Origin of the sequence: Streptomyces sp. 150FB (genome assembly GCF_000818195.1) — a bacterium.
Lineage (GTDB): Bacteria > Actinomycetota > Actinomycetes > Streptomycetales > Streptomycetaceae > Streptomyces.
The window spans coordinates 5,562,244-5,578,423 of sequence record NZ_JTHL01000001.1; the positions used below are offsets into that span (position 1 = coordinate 5,562,244).

At 69.6% G+C, this 16,180-nt stretch carries 17 protein-coding genes; 4 read left to right on the top strand and 13 right to left on the bottom strand.

All coding sequences use genetic code 11. The features are described from left to right. Window positions 1-23: 23 nt before the first annotated feature. Both QR77_RS23850 and QR77_RS23855 read right to left on the bottom strand, forming a co-directional pair. Window positions 24-1,106: a glycosyltransferase family 4 protein gene (locus QR77_RS23850; RefSeq protein ID WP_040024173.1), complete on the bottom strand. Its 1,083-nt coding sequence runs from the start codon at window positions 1,104-1,106 to the stop codon at window positions 24-26. 31 nt (window positions 1,107-1,137) lie between these two features. After that, window positions 1,138-1,623 carry an NUDIX hydrolase gene (locus QR77_RS23855; protein WP_052489011.1) on the bottom strand — a complete coding sequence of 162 codons (486 nt, stop codon included), beginning with the start codon at window positions 1,621-1,623 and terminating at the stop codon, window positions 1,138-1,140. A gap of 320 nt (window positions 1,624-1,943) precedes the next feature. Here QR77_RS23855 and QR77_RS46040 point away from each other — a divergent pair, with 320 nt between their 5' ends. Then, window positions 1,944-2,327 carry a hypothetical protein gene (locus QR77_RS46040; RefSeq protein WP_160310949.1) on the top strand — a complete coding sequence of 128 codons (384 nt, stop codon included), beginning with the start codon at window positions 1,944-1,946 and terminating at the stop codon, window positions 2,325-2,327. Here QR77_RS46040 and QR77_RS23865 read toward each other — a convergent pair. From QR77_RS23865 to ribA, 4 genes are read right to left on the bottom strand one after another with little or no spacing between them, the layout of a single operon-like run. Continuing rightward, the gene (locus QR77_RS23865; protein WP_150130434.1) at window positions 2,321-2,965 is read right to left on the bottom strand and encodes a hypothetical protein; all 645 of its coding nucleotides are present in this window, start codon (window positions 2,963-2,965) and stop codon (window positions 2,321-2,323) included. The two genes, QR77_RS46040 and QR77_RS23865, sit on opposite strands and share 7 nt — an antisense overlap. After that, window positions 2,901-3,980, bottom strand: coding sequence for a hypothetical protein (locus QR77_RS23870; protein WP_150130435.1), 1,080 nt, complete (start codon window positions 3,978-3,980; stop codon window positions 2,901-2,903). The genes QR77_RS23865 and QR77_RS23870 overlap by 65 nt, the downstream gene beginning before the upstream one ends. A gap of 53 nt (window positions 3,981-4,033) precedes the next feature. After that, window positions 4,034-5,398 carry a glycosyltransferase family A protein gene (locus QR77_RS23875; RefSeq protein WP_078877077.1) on the bottom strand — a complete coding sequence of 455 codons (1,365 nt, stop codon included), beginning with the start codon at window positions 5,396-5,398 and terminating at the stop codon, window positions 4,034-4,036. Further along, a complete protein-coding gene (gene ribA, locus QR77_RS47855; protein ID WP_160310950.1) occupies window positions 5,395-6,558 on the bottom strand; it encodes a GTP cyclohydrolase II in 1,164 nt (387 codons plus the stop codon). The genes QR77_RS23875 and ribA overlap by 4 nt, the downstream gene beginning before the upstream one ends. Window positions 6,559-6,853: 295 nt before the next feature. Between ribA and QR77_RS23890 the strand changes: the two genes are divergently transcribed. Further along, a complete protein-coding gene (locus tag QR77_RS23890; RefSeq protein ID WP_052489012.1) occupies window positions 6,854-7,225 on the top strand; it encodes an ATP-binding protein in 372 nt (123 codons plus the stop codon). Here QR77_RS23890 and QR77_RS23895 read toward each other — a convergent pair. Further along, window positions 7,203-7,919 (bottom strand): 2'-5' RNA ligase family protein, encoded by a 717-nt coding sequence (locus QR77_RS23895; RefSeq protein ID WP_107068974.1) that lies wholly within the window; start codon window positions 7,917-7,919, stop codon window positions 7,203-7,205. The genes QR77_RS23890 and QR77_RS23895 overlap by 23 nt on opposite strands. Window positions 7,920-7,938: 19 nt before the next feature. After that, window positions 7,939-9,258 (bottom strand): hypothetical protein, encoded by a 1,320-nt coding sequence (locus QR77_RS23900; RefSeq protein ID WP_040024181.1) that lies wholly within the window; start codon window positions 9,256-9,258, stop codon window positions 7,939-7,941. A gap of 193 nt (window positions 9,259-9,451) precedes the next feature. Here QR77_RS23900 and QR77_RS23905 point away from each other — a divergent pair, with 193 nt between their 5' ends. Together QR77_RS23905 and QR77_RS23910 are read left to right on the top strand one after the other, a co-directional pair. Beyond that, entirely contained in the window at window positions 9,452-10,333 is an 882-nt protein-coding gene (locus QR77_RS23905) for a helix-turn-helix transcriptional regulator (protein ID WP_040024182.1), read from the top strand. Next, entirely contained in the window at window positions 10,330-10,542 is a 213-nt protein-coding gene (locus QR77_RS23910; protein WP_040024183.1) for a DUF397 domain-containing protein, read from the top strand. The genes QR77_RS23905 and QR77_RS23910 overlap by 4 nt, the downstream gene beginning before the upstream one ends. 63 nt (window positions 10,543-10,605) lie before the next feature. On the opposite strand, the gene QR77_RS23915 is transcribed toward QR77_RS23910, so the two are convergent. From QR77_RS23915 to QR77_RS42370, 5 genes are all read right to left on the bottom strand, one after another. After that, window positions 10,606-12,312, bottom strand: a complete 1,707-nt coding sequence (locus tag QR77_RS23915; protein ID WP_052489013.1) for a relaxase/mobilization nuclease domain-containing protein — start codon at window positions 12,310-12,312, stop codon at window positions 10,606-10,608. After that, the gene (locus tag QR77_RS23920; protein ID WP_040024184.1) at window positions 12,309-12,650 is read right to left on the bottom strand and encodes a hypothetical protein; all 342 of its coding nucleotides are present in this window, start codon (window positions 12,648-12,650) and stop codon (window positions 12,309-12,311) included. Before QR77_RS23920 ends, QR77_RS23915 begins: the two co-directional genes overlap by 4 nt. 408 nt (window positions 12,651-13,058) lie before the next feature. Continuing rightward, entirely contained in the window at window positions 13,059-13,856 is a 798-nt protein-coding gene (locus QR77_RS23925; RefSeq protein WP_107069116.1) for a DUF2637 domain-containing protein, read from the bottom strand. 198 nt (window positions 13,857-14,054) lie between these two features. Beyond that, complete coding sequence (locus tag QR77_RS23930; RefSeq protein ID WP_236710793.1) at window positions 14,055-15,368, bottom strand: DUF3631 domain-containing protein; 1,314 nt, start codon at window positions 15,366-15,368, stop codon at window positions 14,055-14,057. A 158-nt stretch (window positions 15,369-15,526) separates the two neighbouring features. Then, window positions 15,527-15,751, bottom strand: a complete 225-nt coding sequence (locus tag QR77_RS42370; RefSeq protein ID WP_052489014.1) for a helix-turn-helix domain-containing protein — start codon at window positions 15,749-15,751, stop codon at window positions 15,527-15,529. Between the last annotated feature and the right edge of the window lie 429 nt (window positions 15,752-16,180).

The window sequence follows — 16,180 nt, forward strand, 5'->3', positions numbered from 1 at the left end:
TTTCTTGTTGGTGATCAAGATGCCTAGTAATGCGTAGGGGACGTGCTACGGGGTGAGGATCCCTTTCGAGCAACTGTTTCCCAGGCGGCAGCCACCTTGCCCGTACCGAGGCGACCAGTCTTGGCCCTCGCCGCAGCGGCAAGCGCTTCGCGGCGCGACGGGTTCTTGAGGAGTTCGACGGTGGCGTTTGCGAAGGCGGCCTGGGTGTCGGGGTGGTCGATGTCTCCGCCGATGAGTAGGCCCGTTTGGTCGTGGTGGACTCGTTCGGTGAGAGCGTCGATCGGGCTGGTGATGACTGGGGTGCCGGCTGCTGCGGATTCGGCGGCGCTCAGACAGAACATTTCGGGGAAGCGGCAGGGGTACAGGGTGAGGGCGGCCTGCTGTTGGATTTCGATCAGTTCGCTGCGGGGGCGGGTGCCGAGGAGGCGGACGCCAGCGGGTAGGGCGTTGCCGCCGAGGAGTTGGGTCCAGCGGTCGTCGGATTCGGAGTTGGTGAAGCCCCAGAGTTGCCAGCCGCTGGTGATCCAGAGTTCGGCATCGGGGACGGCGGCGTGGACGCGGGGCCACAGGGCGAGGGCTGCGTCGAGGCCGCGGTTGGGCATGCTGGCGTACAGGCAGATGGGGGCGCGGTTTTCGATGGGGCGGGTGTAGCGGTCGGTCTCCACCGGGAGTGGGATGAACCGGGTGGGGATGGTCGGATCGTGGGCGTCGATGCGGTTCTGCATGGCCTGGGACGCGATGACGACCGTGCCGCCCTGGTTGCCGAAGCGGTTGGTGAAGGCGGCGGGGCCTCGGGGGCGGTCGTCGAGCATCCAGAAGAGGTGGCGGCCGGCCTTTGAATCGGCGGGCCAGAGTGCTTCGTCAAAGCGGACGGCGACCGCGACGTCCGGTGTCGGCGCGGTGTCGAGTTCCCAGGCCATGCGCCAGGTCACGCCGTCGTAGACGCCGGGCCGGTAGCAGCAGTTGAAGACTTCGACGTGGTGGCCATGGGCGGCCAGGGCCCGGGTGAGGAGCACGAGGGACGCCTCGCAGCCGCCGAGGCCCGGGGACTCCAGGTCGGGCGGGTGGAAGCTGGTGCGCTTGGGGTAGTGGAAGTGCCATCGCACGGGCGTCTCCTCGTGAGTGGTGAGTGTGTGGTCAGTTGTGCCAGGTGTCCTCGTGGACGGAGGCGGGGTCCAGGCCGAGGGTGCGGGCGGCGTGGACGGCGCTCGCGGCTTGGAGGAGGCCGTCGATGCCCCAGTCGAGCAGGGCGGGGGCCCTGTGGAGCGGGGTGAGCAGGCGGCCGTAGGTGCGTCCTGTGTCGGGGTCCTTGTGGCGGGGGTGGAAGCGGGTGATGCGGGCGGCGTAGCGGAGTTGGGCGTATGGCTGTTGTCCGTCCTCGGTGACTTCCTGGTATCCGAGGTAGTGGGGGTCGGCGATGGTGATCTGGCTTTCTTCGTCGCATTCGCGGCTCAGGGTGGACAGGGCGTCTTCGCCGGTTTCGGGGCGTCCGCCGGGCAGGCCGTAGTGGCCGCCGTCTTCGCGGAGTAGGACGCGGCCGGTGCTGTCGAAGCAGAAGCCGTAGACCTGGCGGACGGTGATGCCGGTGGGGAGGGGCTCGGTGATCCAGCGGAAGGTGGTCATGGTGACTCCGTGGTGCGGTGATGCGGATGGCTTGCCCAGAGGCGGGCCGAGGGGGTGAAGTCCTCGTCATGCCCTTGGTGTTCTGCAAGCCTGACGCACTGAGCGGACCGCACCGCACGATGGCGCGCGAGCGTGCCGTGGCTCTGCTGACCGCATTGGCGGGGATGTGCTCCGGTACGGGGACGTCGCTCGTTCCCGGTCTTTGGCGGCCCCCGGCCGAGCGAGCCGCTGTGCAGGTATCCGAGCGGGCTCGCACCGAAGCCGCGTTTCAGGGGACGGCCCGGGAAGGCGGTACGGCGTCCGCGCGCCTCCTGGGTGTGGTGGAGACGTTGCCGTTCGGTGTGGTGGAGACGCGCGAGCTGCTGGAGCTTTCGTTGGCCGGGCTCGGCTTCGGTATTCGGTCGGCGCATCGGCTGGTGCTGGGAAAAGCGGGAGTTGACGCGGTGTACGCGGGTGCCACGACGACCACCGAGTACGAACTGGTTCGCGCTCGGCTGTTGGAGTATCTGGCCGCGGACGAGGTCGAGGTCTGGGACCTGGATGGCGGGCAGGCTGGGTGCGTACTTCAGTGGTGGAAGACGTACGTCCGTCACCTGCTGCTGGACCGGCGGCCGGGTGAGTACCTGCTGCGGAACCTGGTGCACGTCTGTGAGGGGCCTGACGCCGGGTACCTGTTGGGGAGGGTGCACGGGACCGGTCATTGACCGCGTTCCCAGCAGGTGGTGGCGTGCAGGGCGATGCGGGTGGCGAGTTCGGCGGTGTCGGTGGTGGTGCTGTCCAGGCGCAGTACGTGGGGGACGTGGGCGGTCATCAGGCGGTCGAGGGCGTTGTGCCAGCGGGCGAAAGCGTCTCGATCCGGGCCGAAGAAGCGGCGGGCGGCGTCCTTGGCCGTACGGCCCGCCTCGGCGTCGGCGCGGTGGCGTTTGAGGCGGACCGGGAAGTCGGTGTGGAGCAGGGTCGCGCCGGCGAACCGGACGTGGGCCGAGGAAGTGGCTGAGTAGAGGCGGGCCATGCGGTGGTCGTCCTCCAACTCGGCGCGGGCCCAGGCCCGGAAGTGGGTGCTCACCTTGATTACGGGAGTACCGAGCGGGCGTCGGGCCATGCGGTCGATGACGGGTTCGGTGACGTAGAGACCCCGGCGCAGCAGATCCCTGGCGCTACCTCTGGGCACGGGCCCGGTGAGGTTGGCGAGGCGGGCGTCGAGGCGTCCGAGTGCGCCGCCGATGAGGGGGCCGATGACGGTCTGCGGCTGAAAGCCCTGTTGCCGCAGGAGGTCTTCAACGAGTCGGGTGATCGTCTTCTTGCCGGAACAGTCCAGCCCCTCCACTGCGTACGGTCGCATCGAGATCTCCTTCGAGGGACAGAGGGATGGGGCGGCGGCGCCGTAGCGATTCGGTGACGAGGGCTTCGGCGGCCTGGTGGGCGTCGGATGTGCAGGCGGCCAGTTCGATCAGGTGGAGGGGGTAGCGGCCGGTGCTGTGGGGCATGTCGGCGTAGTGCCAGGAGTCTTCGTCGTCCGGGCAGCACGGGATGGTGACGGCGTCAGGAGCATGGAGCAGGCCGGCGACGGCGGTGTGGTGGCCGTAGGTGTTGCCGAAGTGGCGCACGGGGGTGCCGGTGAGTTGCAGGACGGTCTCGGCAAGGGCGGTGAGGCGGGCGCCGGGGAGGAGTTGGCCGCTGTCGAGCAGCTCGATCAGTTGCTCCTCCGAGAGGGGGGCGGCCTTGGTGCCCTGGCCCGCTGCGAGGGGTGTGGTGTCGAGGCGGCCGGATCGGGCGTGGAGGCGGACGCGGAGCGGGATGCCCTGGGGGCTGGTCGCGACCGCCAGCAGGGGCCACATGGTGGTGCGGTCGAACGCTGCCCAGCGCTGGAGCACAGCGACCATGCCGCCGGGGGTACGGGCGAGGCCCACGGCGAGGAGATGCCGTGCCGGAGAGCGGGTGAGACTGATCAGGTTCAATTCCGGCAGGCTCGGGAGCAGTTCCCTGTGCAGGGCGTCGGCGGCCTGCCACAGGGCCTCGCCCGTGGTGAGAGCCGAGCCAGCAGCGGTGCAGCGCCCGGTGAAGTCGTCCCGTAGGCGCTCCAGGACCGTGCGTTCGCGTGCCGTGGTCTCGGGGTGGGCGTGCGCCGCGTCGTAGATGCGGGTGATCAGGCGTACCGACGGGTGGTCGGAGGCGGGAAGCCACCAGGGCGCGAAGGCGAACACCGTTTCCGGGGTGGCAATTTCGACCACGCGCAGTCCCTCCGGGGCGACGCGGGGCAGGCGGATGGTGATCCCGCCTCGACGCCGGGGGAACTCGTTCAGCAGCCCGTCGTGGTGGCCGAGCAGGCGCCGGTGCCGGTGGTGGTGCACGGGCATCCGGGCTGAGGGGTTGACGGTGGGGTGCCAGGCGTCGGTGACGTCGAAGGGGATCAGCGCGCTGCCCTCCTCTGCTGCCGGGGCAGTCGCCAGGGGTGGGCGGCGGGCTCGTCCAGGCGGCGGGCGTAGTGGGCGAGGTTCGTCGCCAGTTCGGCGTCCCTGCGCTCGGGGCTCCCGGAGCGGGGCGGGTGTGCGCGATGGAAGACCCCGGTGGACAGTACGGGGATCACGTAGGAGCCGCGGGCGATGAGCTTGGCCGCGAAACACATGTCCTCCGGACCCCAGCCGGCGAACTCCGGCGGGAAGCCCAGCGGGCGGGCAGCGGCGGCGGACAGCGCCAGGTTGTTGCCCTTCACCATGAACGGCAGATCGACCGGACCGAGGTGCCGGCCGTGGCCGAAGTTACGGAACCCACGGGTCTGGGCGAGCGGACGGACGGTGACCGGCGCCGTGACCGGGGCCAGGCCGACGCGCCCCCGCGCGTACTGCGCGATGCTCCGGGAGTCCTGGCCTACGTCGGGAGCGCGGTCGGGGAGGGGGAGATCGGCGGGGACGTGTTCGCGCAGGGAGACGGTGATCAGGTTGGGCGCGATCAGGTGCCGGGCGACGTGCTGCTGGAGGTAGTTCGGGGAGAGGTGGGTATCGGCGTCGCAGAAGACCAGCAGCTCGTAACGGGAGTGCGTCATCCCAAGGTTGCGGGCTCCACCGCTGTAGAGCTGGGTCGCGCTGCGGACGAGCCGGATCTGGGGTGGGAGCCCGGTGGGCAGCCTCAGGGGAGGGTCGTCGGCGTCGTCGACGACGATCGCCTCCCACGGGGTGTCCGGAGTGAGCCGGGAGGCGGCCTCGGCGAGTGAGGAGAGTACGTCGGGCAGAACCTCGTGCACCCCGCGAGCCGGGAGGATCACGCTGATGCCTTCGCGACAGGGCAGCGATCGGGCACGGAAGGTGTCCATGGGGCGCAGGCCGAGGGCTTGAGCGGCGTAGTCGAGTGGGCGGTAGTCGTTGCTGCGTGCGGCAAGTGCCTCGGCGGTCGTCGGTCCGTCGGGGCCGAGTGGCCGGATGTCGGGCCGGCCGAGCCAGCCGGTCACCGACCACGGGTCGGGCACCTCGGCTTCGTGCAGTACGCCAAGAATCCGGGTCCGGCCCCGCTCGACGATCAGCAGTCGGACGGGACCGGCCAGGGCGGGCGTACGGGCGAGGATGGCCAGGAGCTGCTGGGTGGGAGCGTGGCGCCATGTCCGGCCGTGGCGAACCCAGCTCGGACGGCCCGGGGCGGCGAGACGTACCAGCCTTGTGCTGAAGGGGAGTTCGGCCACCAGCTCCAGCGGCGTGTAGCCGGACTGCGCCCACGGCCCGGCCAACGCCCCGGGCTGCAACCCCTCCGCCGCAGACACCCGTACGGGACGAGGACCGATCATGATGTGCGCTCCGCGAGGAGGGGCAGGGCCAGGCCGGGCAGTTCGTGGCCCATGCGGTCCCGCTTGGTCCGCAGGTACTCGAAGCTGTGGACGGTCGGCGCGACGAGCAGCGGCACCTGCTCGACCACCTGGACACCCAACTCCCGTAGCGCAGAGGTCTTGTCGGGGTTGTTGGACAGCAGCCGTACGGAACGGACACCGAGGTCCGCGAGGATCTGTGCGGCGACCCGGTAGTCGCGGGCGTCGGCCGGCAGACCGAGGGCGAGGTTGGCATCCACGGTGTCGAACCCCGCGTCCTGGAGCGCGTACGCCCGCAGCTTCGCCAACAGCCCGATGCCTCGGCCCTCGTGTCCCCGTAGGTAGAGGACCACTCCGGCGCCCTCGGCGGCGACCGCCGCCAGCGCGGCGTCCAGTTGCGGGCCGCAGTCGCAGCGCAGCGAGCCGAGGGCCTCCCCGGTTACGCACTCCGAGTGCACACGGACCAGGACCCTTTCACCGCCGCGTACCTGGCCCAGGGTGAGGGCGAGCTGCTCGCCGCCCTGGAGCAGGTTCCGATATCCCCGGGCGGTGAACACTCCGTGGATAGTGGGGATACAGGCCTGCGACACGCAGTTGAGCCCGCCGAGGAGACCGGCACCCACGCTGGCCATGGCCGACGATTCCTCGTCGAGCTGTGCCGTTGCCTGGCGGCGACGGGCCTGCTCTCGTATGGCCATGAGGATCAGCCCCATGGTGTTCTGTCCGTGGCCGTCGCAGACGCCCCAGAACCGGTCGCCCCAGTCGTTGCCCTCGACCAACTCGGCACTGCCGGTGGCGAGCAGCCGCTCCCGAAGGTCGGGGGCCCGGAACTTCTCCTCCACCAGGGCGCGCATCACCACGACCTTGGCCTCCTCCCAGTCGGGACGGTTTGCGTGCCGACGGCCCAGGGCCTTGGCTTCGTCAGGGTCGGGCGTCGCCGCGATGCGGGCGCGCACCTGTTCGTCGGTGGTCTTGGCCGCCTGATAGGCGTGCTCGACCGTGGGGTACGGGCGGTTGCCGAGGCGGACCTGCGCGGGCGAGTAGTTCGACAGGAACTCCCAGGGGCCGGCGAACCGGTCGATCACAGAGAACACGGGTGGCGGTGCGGGCGTCGGAGGGGCGGTACGTACGAAGTCGGTCACGGTGATCTCCTCGCGTGAAGTCGACGGTTCGAATGTCCCCACCGGGGGCGGGGAGTTCGAGACTCCCGCCCCGCGGTCGGCGTCTCCACGCCGCGCATACGCCGTTTAGCCGCCGTCCCGAACGGCGTTGAAACGGCGGGCAGGCGTCGTGGAGACGCGCCCCCGACAAGCGGAACCTGAGGGTCACGTCCCTGTCGTACGACCGGAAGAGCGGACCGTGATGGCGAACACCCCATGCCCCCCGAGCCGGACCCCGTCCACCCACTGGGTGCCTCTGGCCGGTCAGGCTGAGCCGTTGGCTGTCGCCCGCGAACAGGTCCGCATCCTGCTCGCCGACGTCGCTTCCTGCGTGGACGACGCGGTACTGATCGCCTCTGAGCTGGTCGGCAACGCCGTGCGGCACACGGCCGGCGGCCCCGACTGCCTGGCGATCGAGATCGACGCGGACCAAGTTGTCGTCACGGTCCACGATGCGGGAGACGACCACGGCGATGTACGCGTACCCGCCCCCTCCGAACGCGACCCGTTGGCGGAGTCCGGGCGCGGACTGTGGCTGGTGGAGATGCTGACACGGCGCTGGTACGTGGAGAACACCGCGACCGGCAAGGCCGTGGTCGCGGTCCTGCCGCGGCGTGAGCCGGTGGTCAGCCGAGCGGCAGGCTCTTGACCACGTCCCACCTGTAGACCCGCCCCTCGCGGCGGAGCTCCACCAACTGCACTTCCTGGATCGGCAGTTCCACGGGAGAACATCCGCGCAGCGCCGTGACGGTCTCGATGACCGGCGCCGCCGGGCGGGGCCTGTTGTTGTAGGCCACGCTGAGATGGGGACGGAACCCGGCAGTTGCCTTACGGGGTGGCAGGCCGGACGCGTCCATGGCGTCGGAGAGGGCCGCATGCAGAGCCACCACCGGGACCCAAGGGGCTACCGATAGGCGTACCGCGCCCCGAGATCCTGCCAGCGGGACGGCCTGAAGCCGGAAGGCGGGCGGAAGCAGGGGCGTCGCCGCGCCGATCAGGTCATCGAGGCTGTTGGGGGACAGCGTGATGGGGGAGCCGATGCGGGCCAGCGTGATGTGGAGTCCGTTGTCCGGCACTGGGTCCAGGCCCAGCGGCGCGAGGTCACGCTGGCATTGCCGGGCGAGTGCGGCCAGCTCTGGGTGGTCGGGGAAGGTGAGCATCCAGTAGTACACGCGCGTCTGGGGTGTCCACCCAGGCCGGGCCCAATGGTCGACCATGGACTCGACGGCGTCGAAGGCCGCCTGGTCGTGTGCCACGAGCATGGCCGGATCGTTCAGATCAGCCGGGGGCTGGACGGGGAACGAGGCGGGGTCGGCGCTGAGCGGCATGTGCGGCGGAGACACCCGGCTAACTCCTTCGTGATCACCCTGCCGTTGCGGGCGAGGTCCGACAGCCCCAGGCGCGGAGCTGTTCGCCATACTCGCGTACGGCAGGCCGGGACTGCCAAGGGGCCGCTCGTTCGTACAGGTCACGGGAGCGCTGCCGCACCGAGCTGATGGGCAGCGGGGCGGCGAAAGCGATCGCCTCCCGGCCGAGGGCCATGGCGTGCTCCACGTCCGGCGCTCGCTGCTGGAGCAGGGCGGTAGCCACGTCCAGTCGTACCAGCGAACGGCTCCAGGCGGAGTCGGACTTCTCGATCAGGTCGTCGAGGCGGTCGGCCTCGCGCAGCACGTGCACGGCATCCTTCAGCGCGACGCGCGCGGTCACCGCGTTGGCCAGGGTGCGGGCCCGCCCGTACGGGGCGAAGGAGATGCAGGAGGTCAGGCCGGGCGCCACGTCGTGCCGGTCGGACAGGTCCATGGCCTGTCCGATCACCTGCTCGGTCCGCTTACGGTCGCCGAGCTTGGCCAGCGCGCGGGCGCGGCCGTTCACCAGCAGCCGGATGGCCTGCGGGTGGTCCGGCGACCGGTCCACCGTGGCCGCGGCCTGTGCGTCGGCATCGTCATACCGGCCGGAGTAGTACAGCGCGAAGGACAGGGTGCCGCCGGCCCACAGTTCGGTGTCGAGATCGCCGATCGCCCGGCTCAACTCCAGCGCCTCCGCGCAGTACGCCTCGGCCAGCGGGAAGTTGCCAGTGTTCACGGCCATGTAGCCGAGCAGGCCGCCGGCCCGAGCGGTGATACGGAACAAATCCCTGCGCGCCGAGGGTGGCTGCTGACCAGCTAGCAGTGTGTGGCCCAGCTTCCGCAGACTCTTGGTCTGCCCCGACAGGCCGCGCGGCCCATCCAGTTCGTATCGGTCGGTGATCTCGTCGAGCTGAGAGGCGAGGAGCGCGAGCGTTGCCTCATCCGCATTGCCGCAGCTCAACTGGCGGGCGCGGGTGATGATGTCGACTGGATTCTCGTCGTCCGCGACCGTACCGGCAGCGGGAACGAGCGAGATTTCAGCAGGGGCCTGAGCGGGGGTATCCCGCTCCGATGGGGCAAGCGCGAACAGTTCGCGGGCTGCTCTTCCCAGGAGCTGTTCCAGGATGCGGCAAGTGTCAGGGCGCGGCAGGTTCTTCAACTCCCCACTCATCCACCGGTCGAACTGCCGCGACGAGACCACCACCGAGGCCAGCCGGGGATCGTCGGCCTCCGTCGCCAGCCGCCGGGCCGCGCGGGAGAACTGCGCCTCGAATGCCTTGTACGTCGTGAGATGCCCGGCTTCGAGTAACTGCCGCAGAAGCGTGATCCGGGGCATGAGGGTCCTCCAGAAGCGTCGGCGGAACGTTGGGGCCCGTGGCGTCCGTCGGCGGACGGCGCGCACGCCAGGCCGAGCGGGCGTGCGCCTGACTGAGGCAAGCATGCCGAGACAACAGAGAACTAGGCAATATGCCTGGCGAAGTTGGCCCGATCGGGTTGTCTCGGATCATCCAGCCGGACAGACTGCCTCTATGGCACTGAAGAGGACGCTGGTACCCCAGTCGGTCTACCGACGCCAGCTCGCCGCGCACCTACGCGAGTTGCGGGAGACCGCCGGCTTCACCCTCTCCGAGGTCGCGGAACAGATCGAGGTCAACCAGGGCTCCCTCAGCCGCATCGAGACCGGCGAACGCGGCACCACACCCGTACTCGTCCGCGCACTCCTGGACTGCTACACCGTCACTGACACCGCGCTGCGTGACGACATCCTCGATCTGGTCCGCGCCGACAAGGAACAGCAGAAGCCCTGGTGGCGGAAGTACTCCACGGTCCTCACCTCCACCCGCTATGACGGCTACCTGGCCCTGGAGGCAGACGCCACGGCGCTGTCCAGCTACCAGCCCATGCTCGTCCCCGGTCTGCTCCAGACCGAGGAATACGCGCGCGTCGTCATTGCCCAGATGCGCCCCGACCTCACTCCCGCCGAGGTCGAAGCCCTGGTCAAGGTCCGCCTGGAACGCCAGGACAGCCGCCTGAGTGGTGAGCACCGGGTCGAGCTGTGCGCGGTCCTCGACGAAGCCGTCCTGCGTCGCACCGTCGGGTCGAACGCCGTGATGCGCGAGCAGTTCGCCCACCTCGTCAGGGCCGGGGGGCTGCCGAACGTCACTGTCCAGCTCCTACCGTTCTCCCTCGGCGCCCACCCCGGCCTGTACGGTCCGTTCGTCATCCTCACCTTCCCCCAGCCCACAGCCCCGCTGGTTTGGCTGGAGAATCCCAAGAACTCGGTGTACCTGGAGTCCGAGAGCGACGTCGGGAACTACACGGAGATTTTCGACCAGCTCAGAGCCTGCGCCCTCAGCCCGGCCGAAACGCTCACCCGCATCACCCGCACTGCCGAGGAGCTTGAACCGTGAGCACAGCACCACCCCGCCGCCCCCGCACCGACGACCTTGAAACAGCGTCCTGGCGAAAGAGTTCCTACAGCGGCGGCGCCAACGACTGCGTCGAGATGGCCGACTTCGGCTCCTACGCAGCCATCCGCGACTCCAAGAACCCCAGCCTGCCTCCGTTGGTGCTCGCCCGCACTGCTGTGGACGAGCTGCTGAAGGCAGTGAGCCGATAGCACGTCCGTCGGGATCTCCCACTTCGCTGAGAGTCGCGACGTCCCATCCCACGGCCACCCTGATCATCGTCGGTGGGGGCGCACCACTTCGTATTGAGGTGCAGCGGGTACGGCTGGAGCCGGAACAGGACTCGGCGTCGGCTTCGAGCGTCGGGTCGGGGTGGTGACGTATCCGAGGCGGTTAAGCCGCCAGACCAGGACGTCGCTCGCCGACCCGGCGCTGCCGAATTCGCGCTCCCCGGCGGCCTTGACCAGGAGGGCAGCGGTGTCGAAGCCTGCCCGTTCGGCCTGGTCGATCACGGCCGTCAGCGCCTCCCAACCGGGCTCGGACTGGAGGCGGTCGACGAGGTCGGGGAGCGCGGCACGGACGGTGGTGGTGTGACGTTGCCGGTCCGCTGCCGGGACGCGTTCGGCGTAGGCGCGCAAAGAGGTCAGAGGGCCGGTCGCGGTGGCCTGGTAGGCGGTACGTAGATGGCGTGCGGCGAGCTGGGCGGCTTCGGCCTGCTGGGCATGGCCACGGGCGGCGTGCCAGCGGGCAGCGGCGATGACGGCAAGGATCATGACGTCGAGGATCAGCGCGGTGGCGGCGCCTTCCTGGCCGCGACCGAGGGCTCCACCGGAGTGGACGATCTGGCGGGCCGCCCGCCGTAGGGCGTGCATCTCCTCGTTCTTGGCGCGGGTGTGGGAGCGAGTGGCGCGCTCGAAATGCCTTGCTGCCGCACGTAGTTCGGCCCGGCCGGTGCTGGGTGAGGTCTGGGCGAGAGCGTCAATCACCTCGCCGACCCCGATCAGGTGGGCGGCTGCCGTACCGTCGTCCTCTGCTGTCAACGAGGTGAGCGCCACGTCGGCGGTCCGGGCGGCGGCGTAGCGGGCGCGGGCCGGCGCCGAGGTGCCGCTCAGGGGCAGGTCCGTGGGTTGCGCTTCTGCCTCCTTGGCGGTCACGAACCGTTTGCGGATGCGGGGCAGGGAGAGGTCCGGGGCGAGCGTGGAACCGGCGTACCAGATGGGCTCGCGGTCCTTGTTGTGGTCGCCGACGACGGCGACGTTGTAGCCGAGCACGTCGCCGGAGGGCGCGACGCGCTTCTTGATACGGACGCCCTCTGCGGCGAGTCGGTCGAAGAACTCCGTCTCGTCGGCTGCGCCGGCCAGGGCACGGCGGACGTGCTCGCGCAGCAGTTCCTTCGAGGGGGCCTCCTGTCCGAGGCGCTTCGCCTTGTGGCGTTCCGCGCTGGTGGGGCGTTTCGCGGCGGTGCCGTCGCCCGGTGCGACCCTGCGCAGTCCGTAGTCGACTTCGATGCGGCGGGCCTCGGCCTGGGCGCGGTGGGCTTCGTTGTGCAGTCGAGGCCGGCGACCGTCGTCGCGGACCAGGGTGGCGATGATGTGGATGTGGTCGTCGGTGTGGCGGACGGCCGCCCAGCGGCAGGCTTTTTCGTCGCCGTCCGGAGCGATGCCGGTGGCGGCGACCGTGCGGCGGGCGATGGCGGCCCAGTCCTCGTCGGAGAGGATCGGGTCCTCGGGACTGGCGCGTACGGACAGATGCCATACGTGCTTCTCGGGGCGCTTGCTTTCGGCAAGGGCGTTGACTGGCTGGTTGAGCAGGCGCTCAAGCTGCGCGTAGGTGGCGCCGGGGTCGCGGCCGGGGTCCGGAGTCAGCGGGTCGAAGGCGGCGACCAGGTGGGGGTCCACATGTTCTTCATGGGTGCCGGGGCCGTAGAGGTAGCGGATCAGGCCGACCGTCTTGCTGCCGCGCTTGTGGATGCTGGGGATCATGCCGGGGTGTCGTCCTCGCGGTGGGCGAGCAGGGCGTCGGCGGCGTCCTCCATGCGGCGGGCCGCGCCGAGGACTGCGTGAGATGTGGCGTCGAGGTGGGGCGCGGGGGCGCCGGAGTTGAGGGCCTTGGCGACTTGGTTGAACAGGCCGTGGATGCGGCCGAGGTGCCGGCGGGCCGCGAAGATCTCGCCGATGACCTCTCGTTCTGTGGCGATCTCTGCGGCGGTACGGGCCAGGTCGCGGGCAGCTTTGTCCACGGCGTACGCGAGGAAGGCGGCGTTGCTCATCCCGCACTGCTCGGCAGCCTTGGTGAAGCGCGCGAACTCCGTGTCGTTCATACGGCAACTGGGCTGATGCAGACGCTTGAGCGGCTTCGGCTGACGCGGGCGCTGGCGCCTGTGAGAGAAGGCTTCGGCGGGTTGTTCCCCTCCATGCTGCGGTCCGCCCTCGGTCGCTGCCTGCCGGTCCGGTGCCCCCTGGCGCCGAGCCGCTCCCGCCACCCCTGGGGCGGGAAACCCGGGAGCATTGCTCCCGGTACAACTTGCTCCGCTTTTTGCCGTGGTCGTGGGTATCTGCTGCTGGTGGGAAGGGATTTCGCGTTGCTGGTCGTGCATCAGGCTGTTCTCCGGTAGGGGGCCATGGCGGGGTGACGATGCTGTGTCGGCTCGTTGACGGTCCGGGCACCCGTCCCCGCGCTGAGCTAGTCGGGAACGGGTGGCACGAGTCGTGCTCGGGTCGGGTGGGCGTTACGAGGTAACTCGGCGGGCTTCGTCGCGGGCACCGTTGAGTTCGGCCTGCAGCATGCGGGTGGCGTCCGCTACGCGGTCCTTTCCGACGGTGTGGCCCTTGGCCCGGATCTCTGCTTCTACTGCGCGTCGCGAGATGCGGCCGTCGCGTCCTCGGGGAGCGTTGCGGCCAATGGTGAGGAGTTCGTCCATGGTCGCGCTCGGCTGCCGGCCCGTGGGTTTGGGCGGTGCCTCGTGTGGATCCGCCACTGTGGCGGATTGTTTCGCCACATCGCCGCTGGTATCCGTGGCGCCTTCGCTCGGGAGGTGCTCAGCGAGCGGTGGCTGCTCTGGCGTGGCGGTGTCGGTGTGGCTGGCCAACGGGTGGCGGCGGATGACGAGGTAGAGGTGGACCGAGCCGGCGAGGGCGAGGGGGGCGATGGCGGAGAGGACTCCGACGGTGGCGTCGTCGAGGTGGAGGCTGGTGCTGCGGGTTTGCTGGTTGAGGCGGATGGCGTGCAGGGCGTTGGCCCAGATGCTGGTGGTGGTGGCGATGCCGACGAGCACCCATACGTAGAGGCGGGAGCCAAGTGGCCCTGTGCGGAGGATGAGCAGGGCGCCGACGCCGATGGCGATGAACCCGTCTATGACGAGGGGGAAGGTGTAGGTGAGCGGTCCGCGGATGTGTATGGCGACGGCCATCTGTCGCAGAGCGTCGTAGGAGAGGGCGAAGCCGATGGTGCCGAGCAGGGCGACGCCGAGGCGGATCGCGGCAGTGCCCGGTACGGCGGTGGCGGCGGTGGAGGAAGGCAAGCGGATGTACTCCAGGCGGGGTTGGGCAGCGGCCACGGGGCGGGCGTGGGTGGCTGCCGGGAGGCGCGGTGACTCGTACCACCCGTTGCATGCCTGCTCAGGGCAGGTACGGGTGGAGTGGTGATGTCGTGTTGACCCGTTGCGGGCCGGTTACCCGTCCCCGCGCTGACCTGCGCGGGGACGGGTGTGACGGGTTGAGTCGGGTCAGGCCCCGGTGTTTGCGGCGGGCCCGGTGGCGGCGGGGCGCTGGGCCGGGAGTGGCGAATTGGCGGTCGGTGCGGGGCAGTAGCGGGCCCAGGCGTCGAAGAACTGAGTGCGGGCGTACCCCTTGGCCTGGACGCCGTCGGGGAAGCGGTGATTGGCTGGCCGGATGCTGTAGTCCTCCAGCAGCAGGCCCAGGCGGCGCGGGTTCAGCCCGGTGGGGCCGTGCTCGGCCCAGGGCGATTCCGGGTCGCCGTTGAGTTCTTCGATCAGGCGGCTGGTGCGCAGAGTGGCGGGGTCGCCCTCGGCGCTGAAGACCCTTCGGATGTCGATCAGGATCCGGGTGCGGAGTCCTGTGTCCGCGTCCTTGCCGGACTCATGGGCGGTCATGGCGCGGCAGGCCGTGCGGGCGAGTGTGGGCCAGTCGCCTCCGGCGAGGTCGGCGACGATCACCAGAGGTTCCCAGGTGTCGGCGGCGCGGTCCTCGACCGGCATGTCCGGCTCCCTGCCTGTCGCTTCGGAGAGCTCCGGTTGCAGCCAGTCGGTGAGACGGTCGCGGATGGTGTGCAGAGCTGGGGTGTCGCGGACGGTGCGGAAGGATGCGACGGTCTCGCCCGGTGCCCTGCGGCGCATGCGGATGACCACGGACCGGTCCATGATCGTGTCCGGCAGGTCTCCGATGCCGGCGAGCGCGGCCATGGCGAAGGTGGGAAACGCCTGCGGTTTGTGCTCCGGTCCGCTGACTCGCAGGGTTGGGCGGTTGCGCTGGTGACCGGCGTTCAGCAGGCCACGCAGGTCTTCGTTGCGTTCCGCCGCCTTCGCGGTGCCGAACAGCGTGTCGGCCTCGTCGACGAGGAGCGTGGGTGGGTCCTCGTGAGTGATCGAGCGGAAGATCGCCGCAGGGCTGGCGTTGACCGTGATCAGCGGGGCGCGCACGGTCTCGGTCACCACGTCCAGCAGCCGCGACTTTCCGCACCGCTTGGCGGGGCCGACGACCGCGAGGCGGGGCGCGTGCTGCCACGCGGTCTGCAGGTGAGTGGCTGCCACCCAGAGCGTCACGGCCGTAACGGCTTCCTTGTTGGGCAGTACGACGTACCGCTTGATCTCTGCGGCCAGATCGGTGAGGACCTGCTCGCCCTCGGCGATGGGCTCGATGAGGCTGCTGTCCCGCTTGATCGGTCTGTCTTCTTGTACGAGCTTCGGGCTTACCTCGGTGCTCGCGGCAGGGGGATCCGAGAGGTGAGCACGTGGCCGGCCGGGTATCGCGGTGGGCGGCCATATGGGTTCGGGGGACGGGCTGGGGACAGGCAAGGGCATGGGTTCGCCCATAGATGTTCCTCACTGGTGGGGGCAGGACCAACCAGGCCCTGCCCCCACCGCTTCGATTGCTCAGGCTTCGGCTGTGCGACGGGGAATCTTCGGCCTTCGGCGCCGACTTGCCACCGGCCGCGTCTGTCTCCTCGTGTCCGGCACGTTCAGCCGACGAGGTCGTACGCCGACTGCTTCTCCAGCCATGCGTCCACGTCCTGCCAGCGGTACCGGAGGTGGCGGCCGACCTTGTGCACGTTGGGGCCGATGCCCCGGTACTTCCACTGGTACAGGGTCTTCACCGGGACATCGAGGTAGGCGGCGACCTCATGAGGTGCCGCCATGGACTCGCGCCCGGAAGCGACGGGGCGGTGGGTGGAGGGGTGAGGCATAGGGCTCCTGTTGCGCTATTGGATGGCGGGCGTGGACAACACAGCCACACCCCGAATGCAGAAGTCCATGGGCATTCCGAAGACTTTGCACTCGCCTCGACTGCTGTCGATTCCCACAACTGTAGGTGCCGATCCCCGGTTGCCGAAATAATTGCTGCCGTTAGCTCTGAACTTCTTCGACGAAACTTGATGGCGACCCTCTGCGGAGGGCGGGGCTGAGACGCCCCTATTGCTGTATCCACGGGTCGCCTGGACCGATCGATGCGGCGTTCTTGCAGGTCAGGCGTCCAAGATGAAGTGCCGTATGGTGCTGCCGGGTCCGTCATGAAGCTCGGCTGGGGGCTCCCCGACAAACGCGAGTGGCGGTCCCCGAGTTACTCAGAAACGACAACATGTGGAGAGTTCTAAAGCTAACTATTGCCAAGCGGC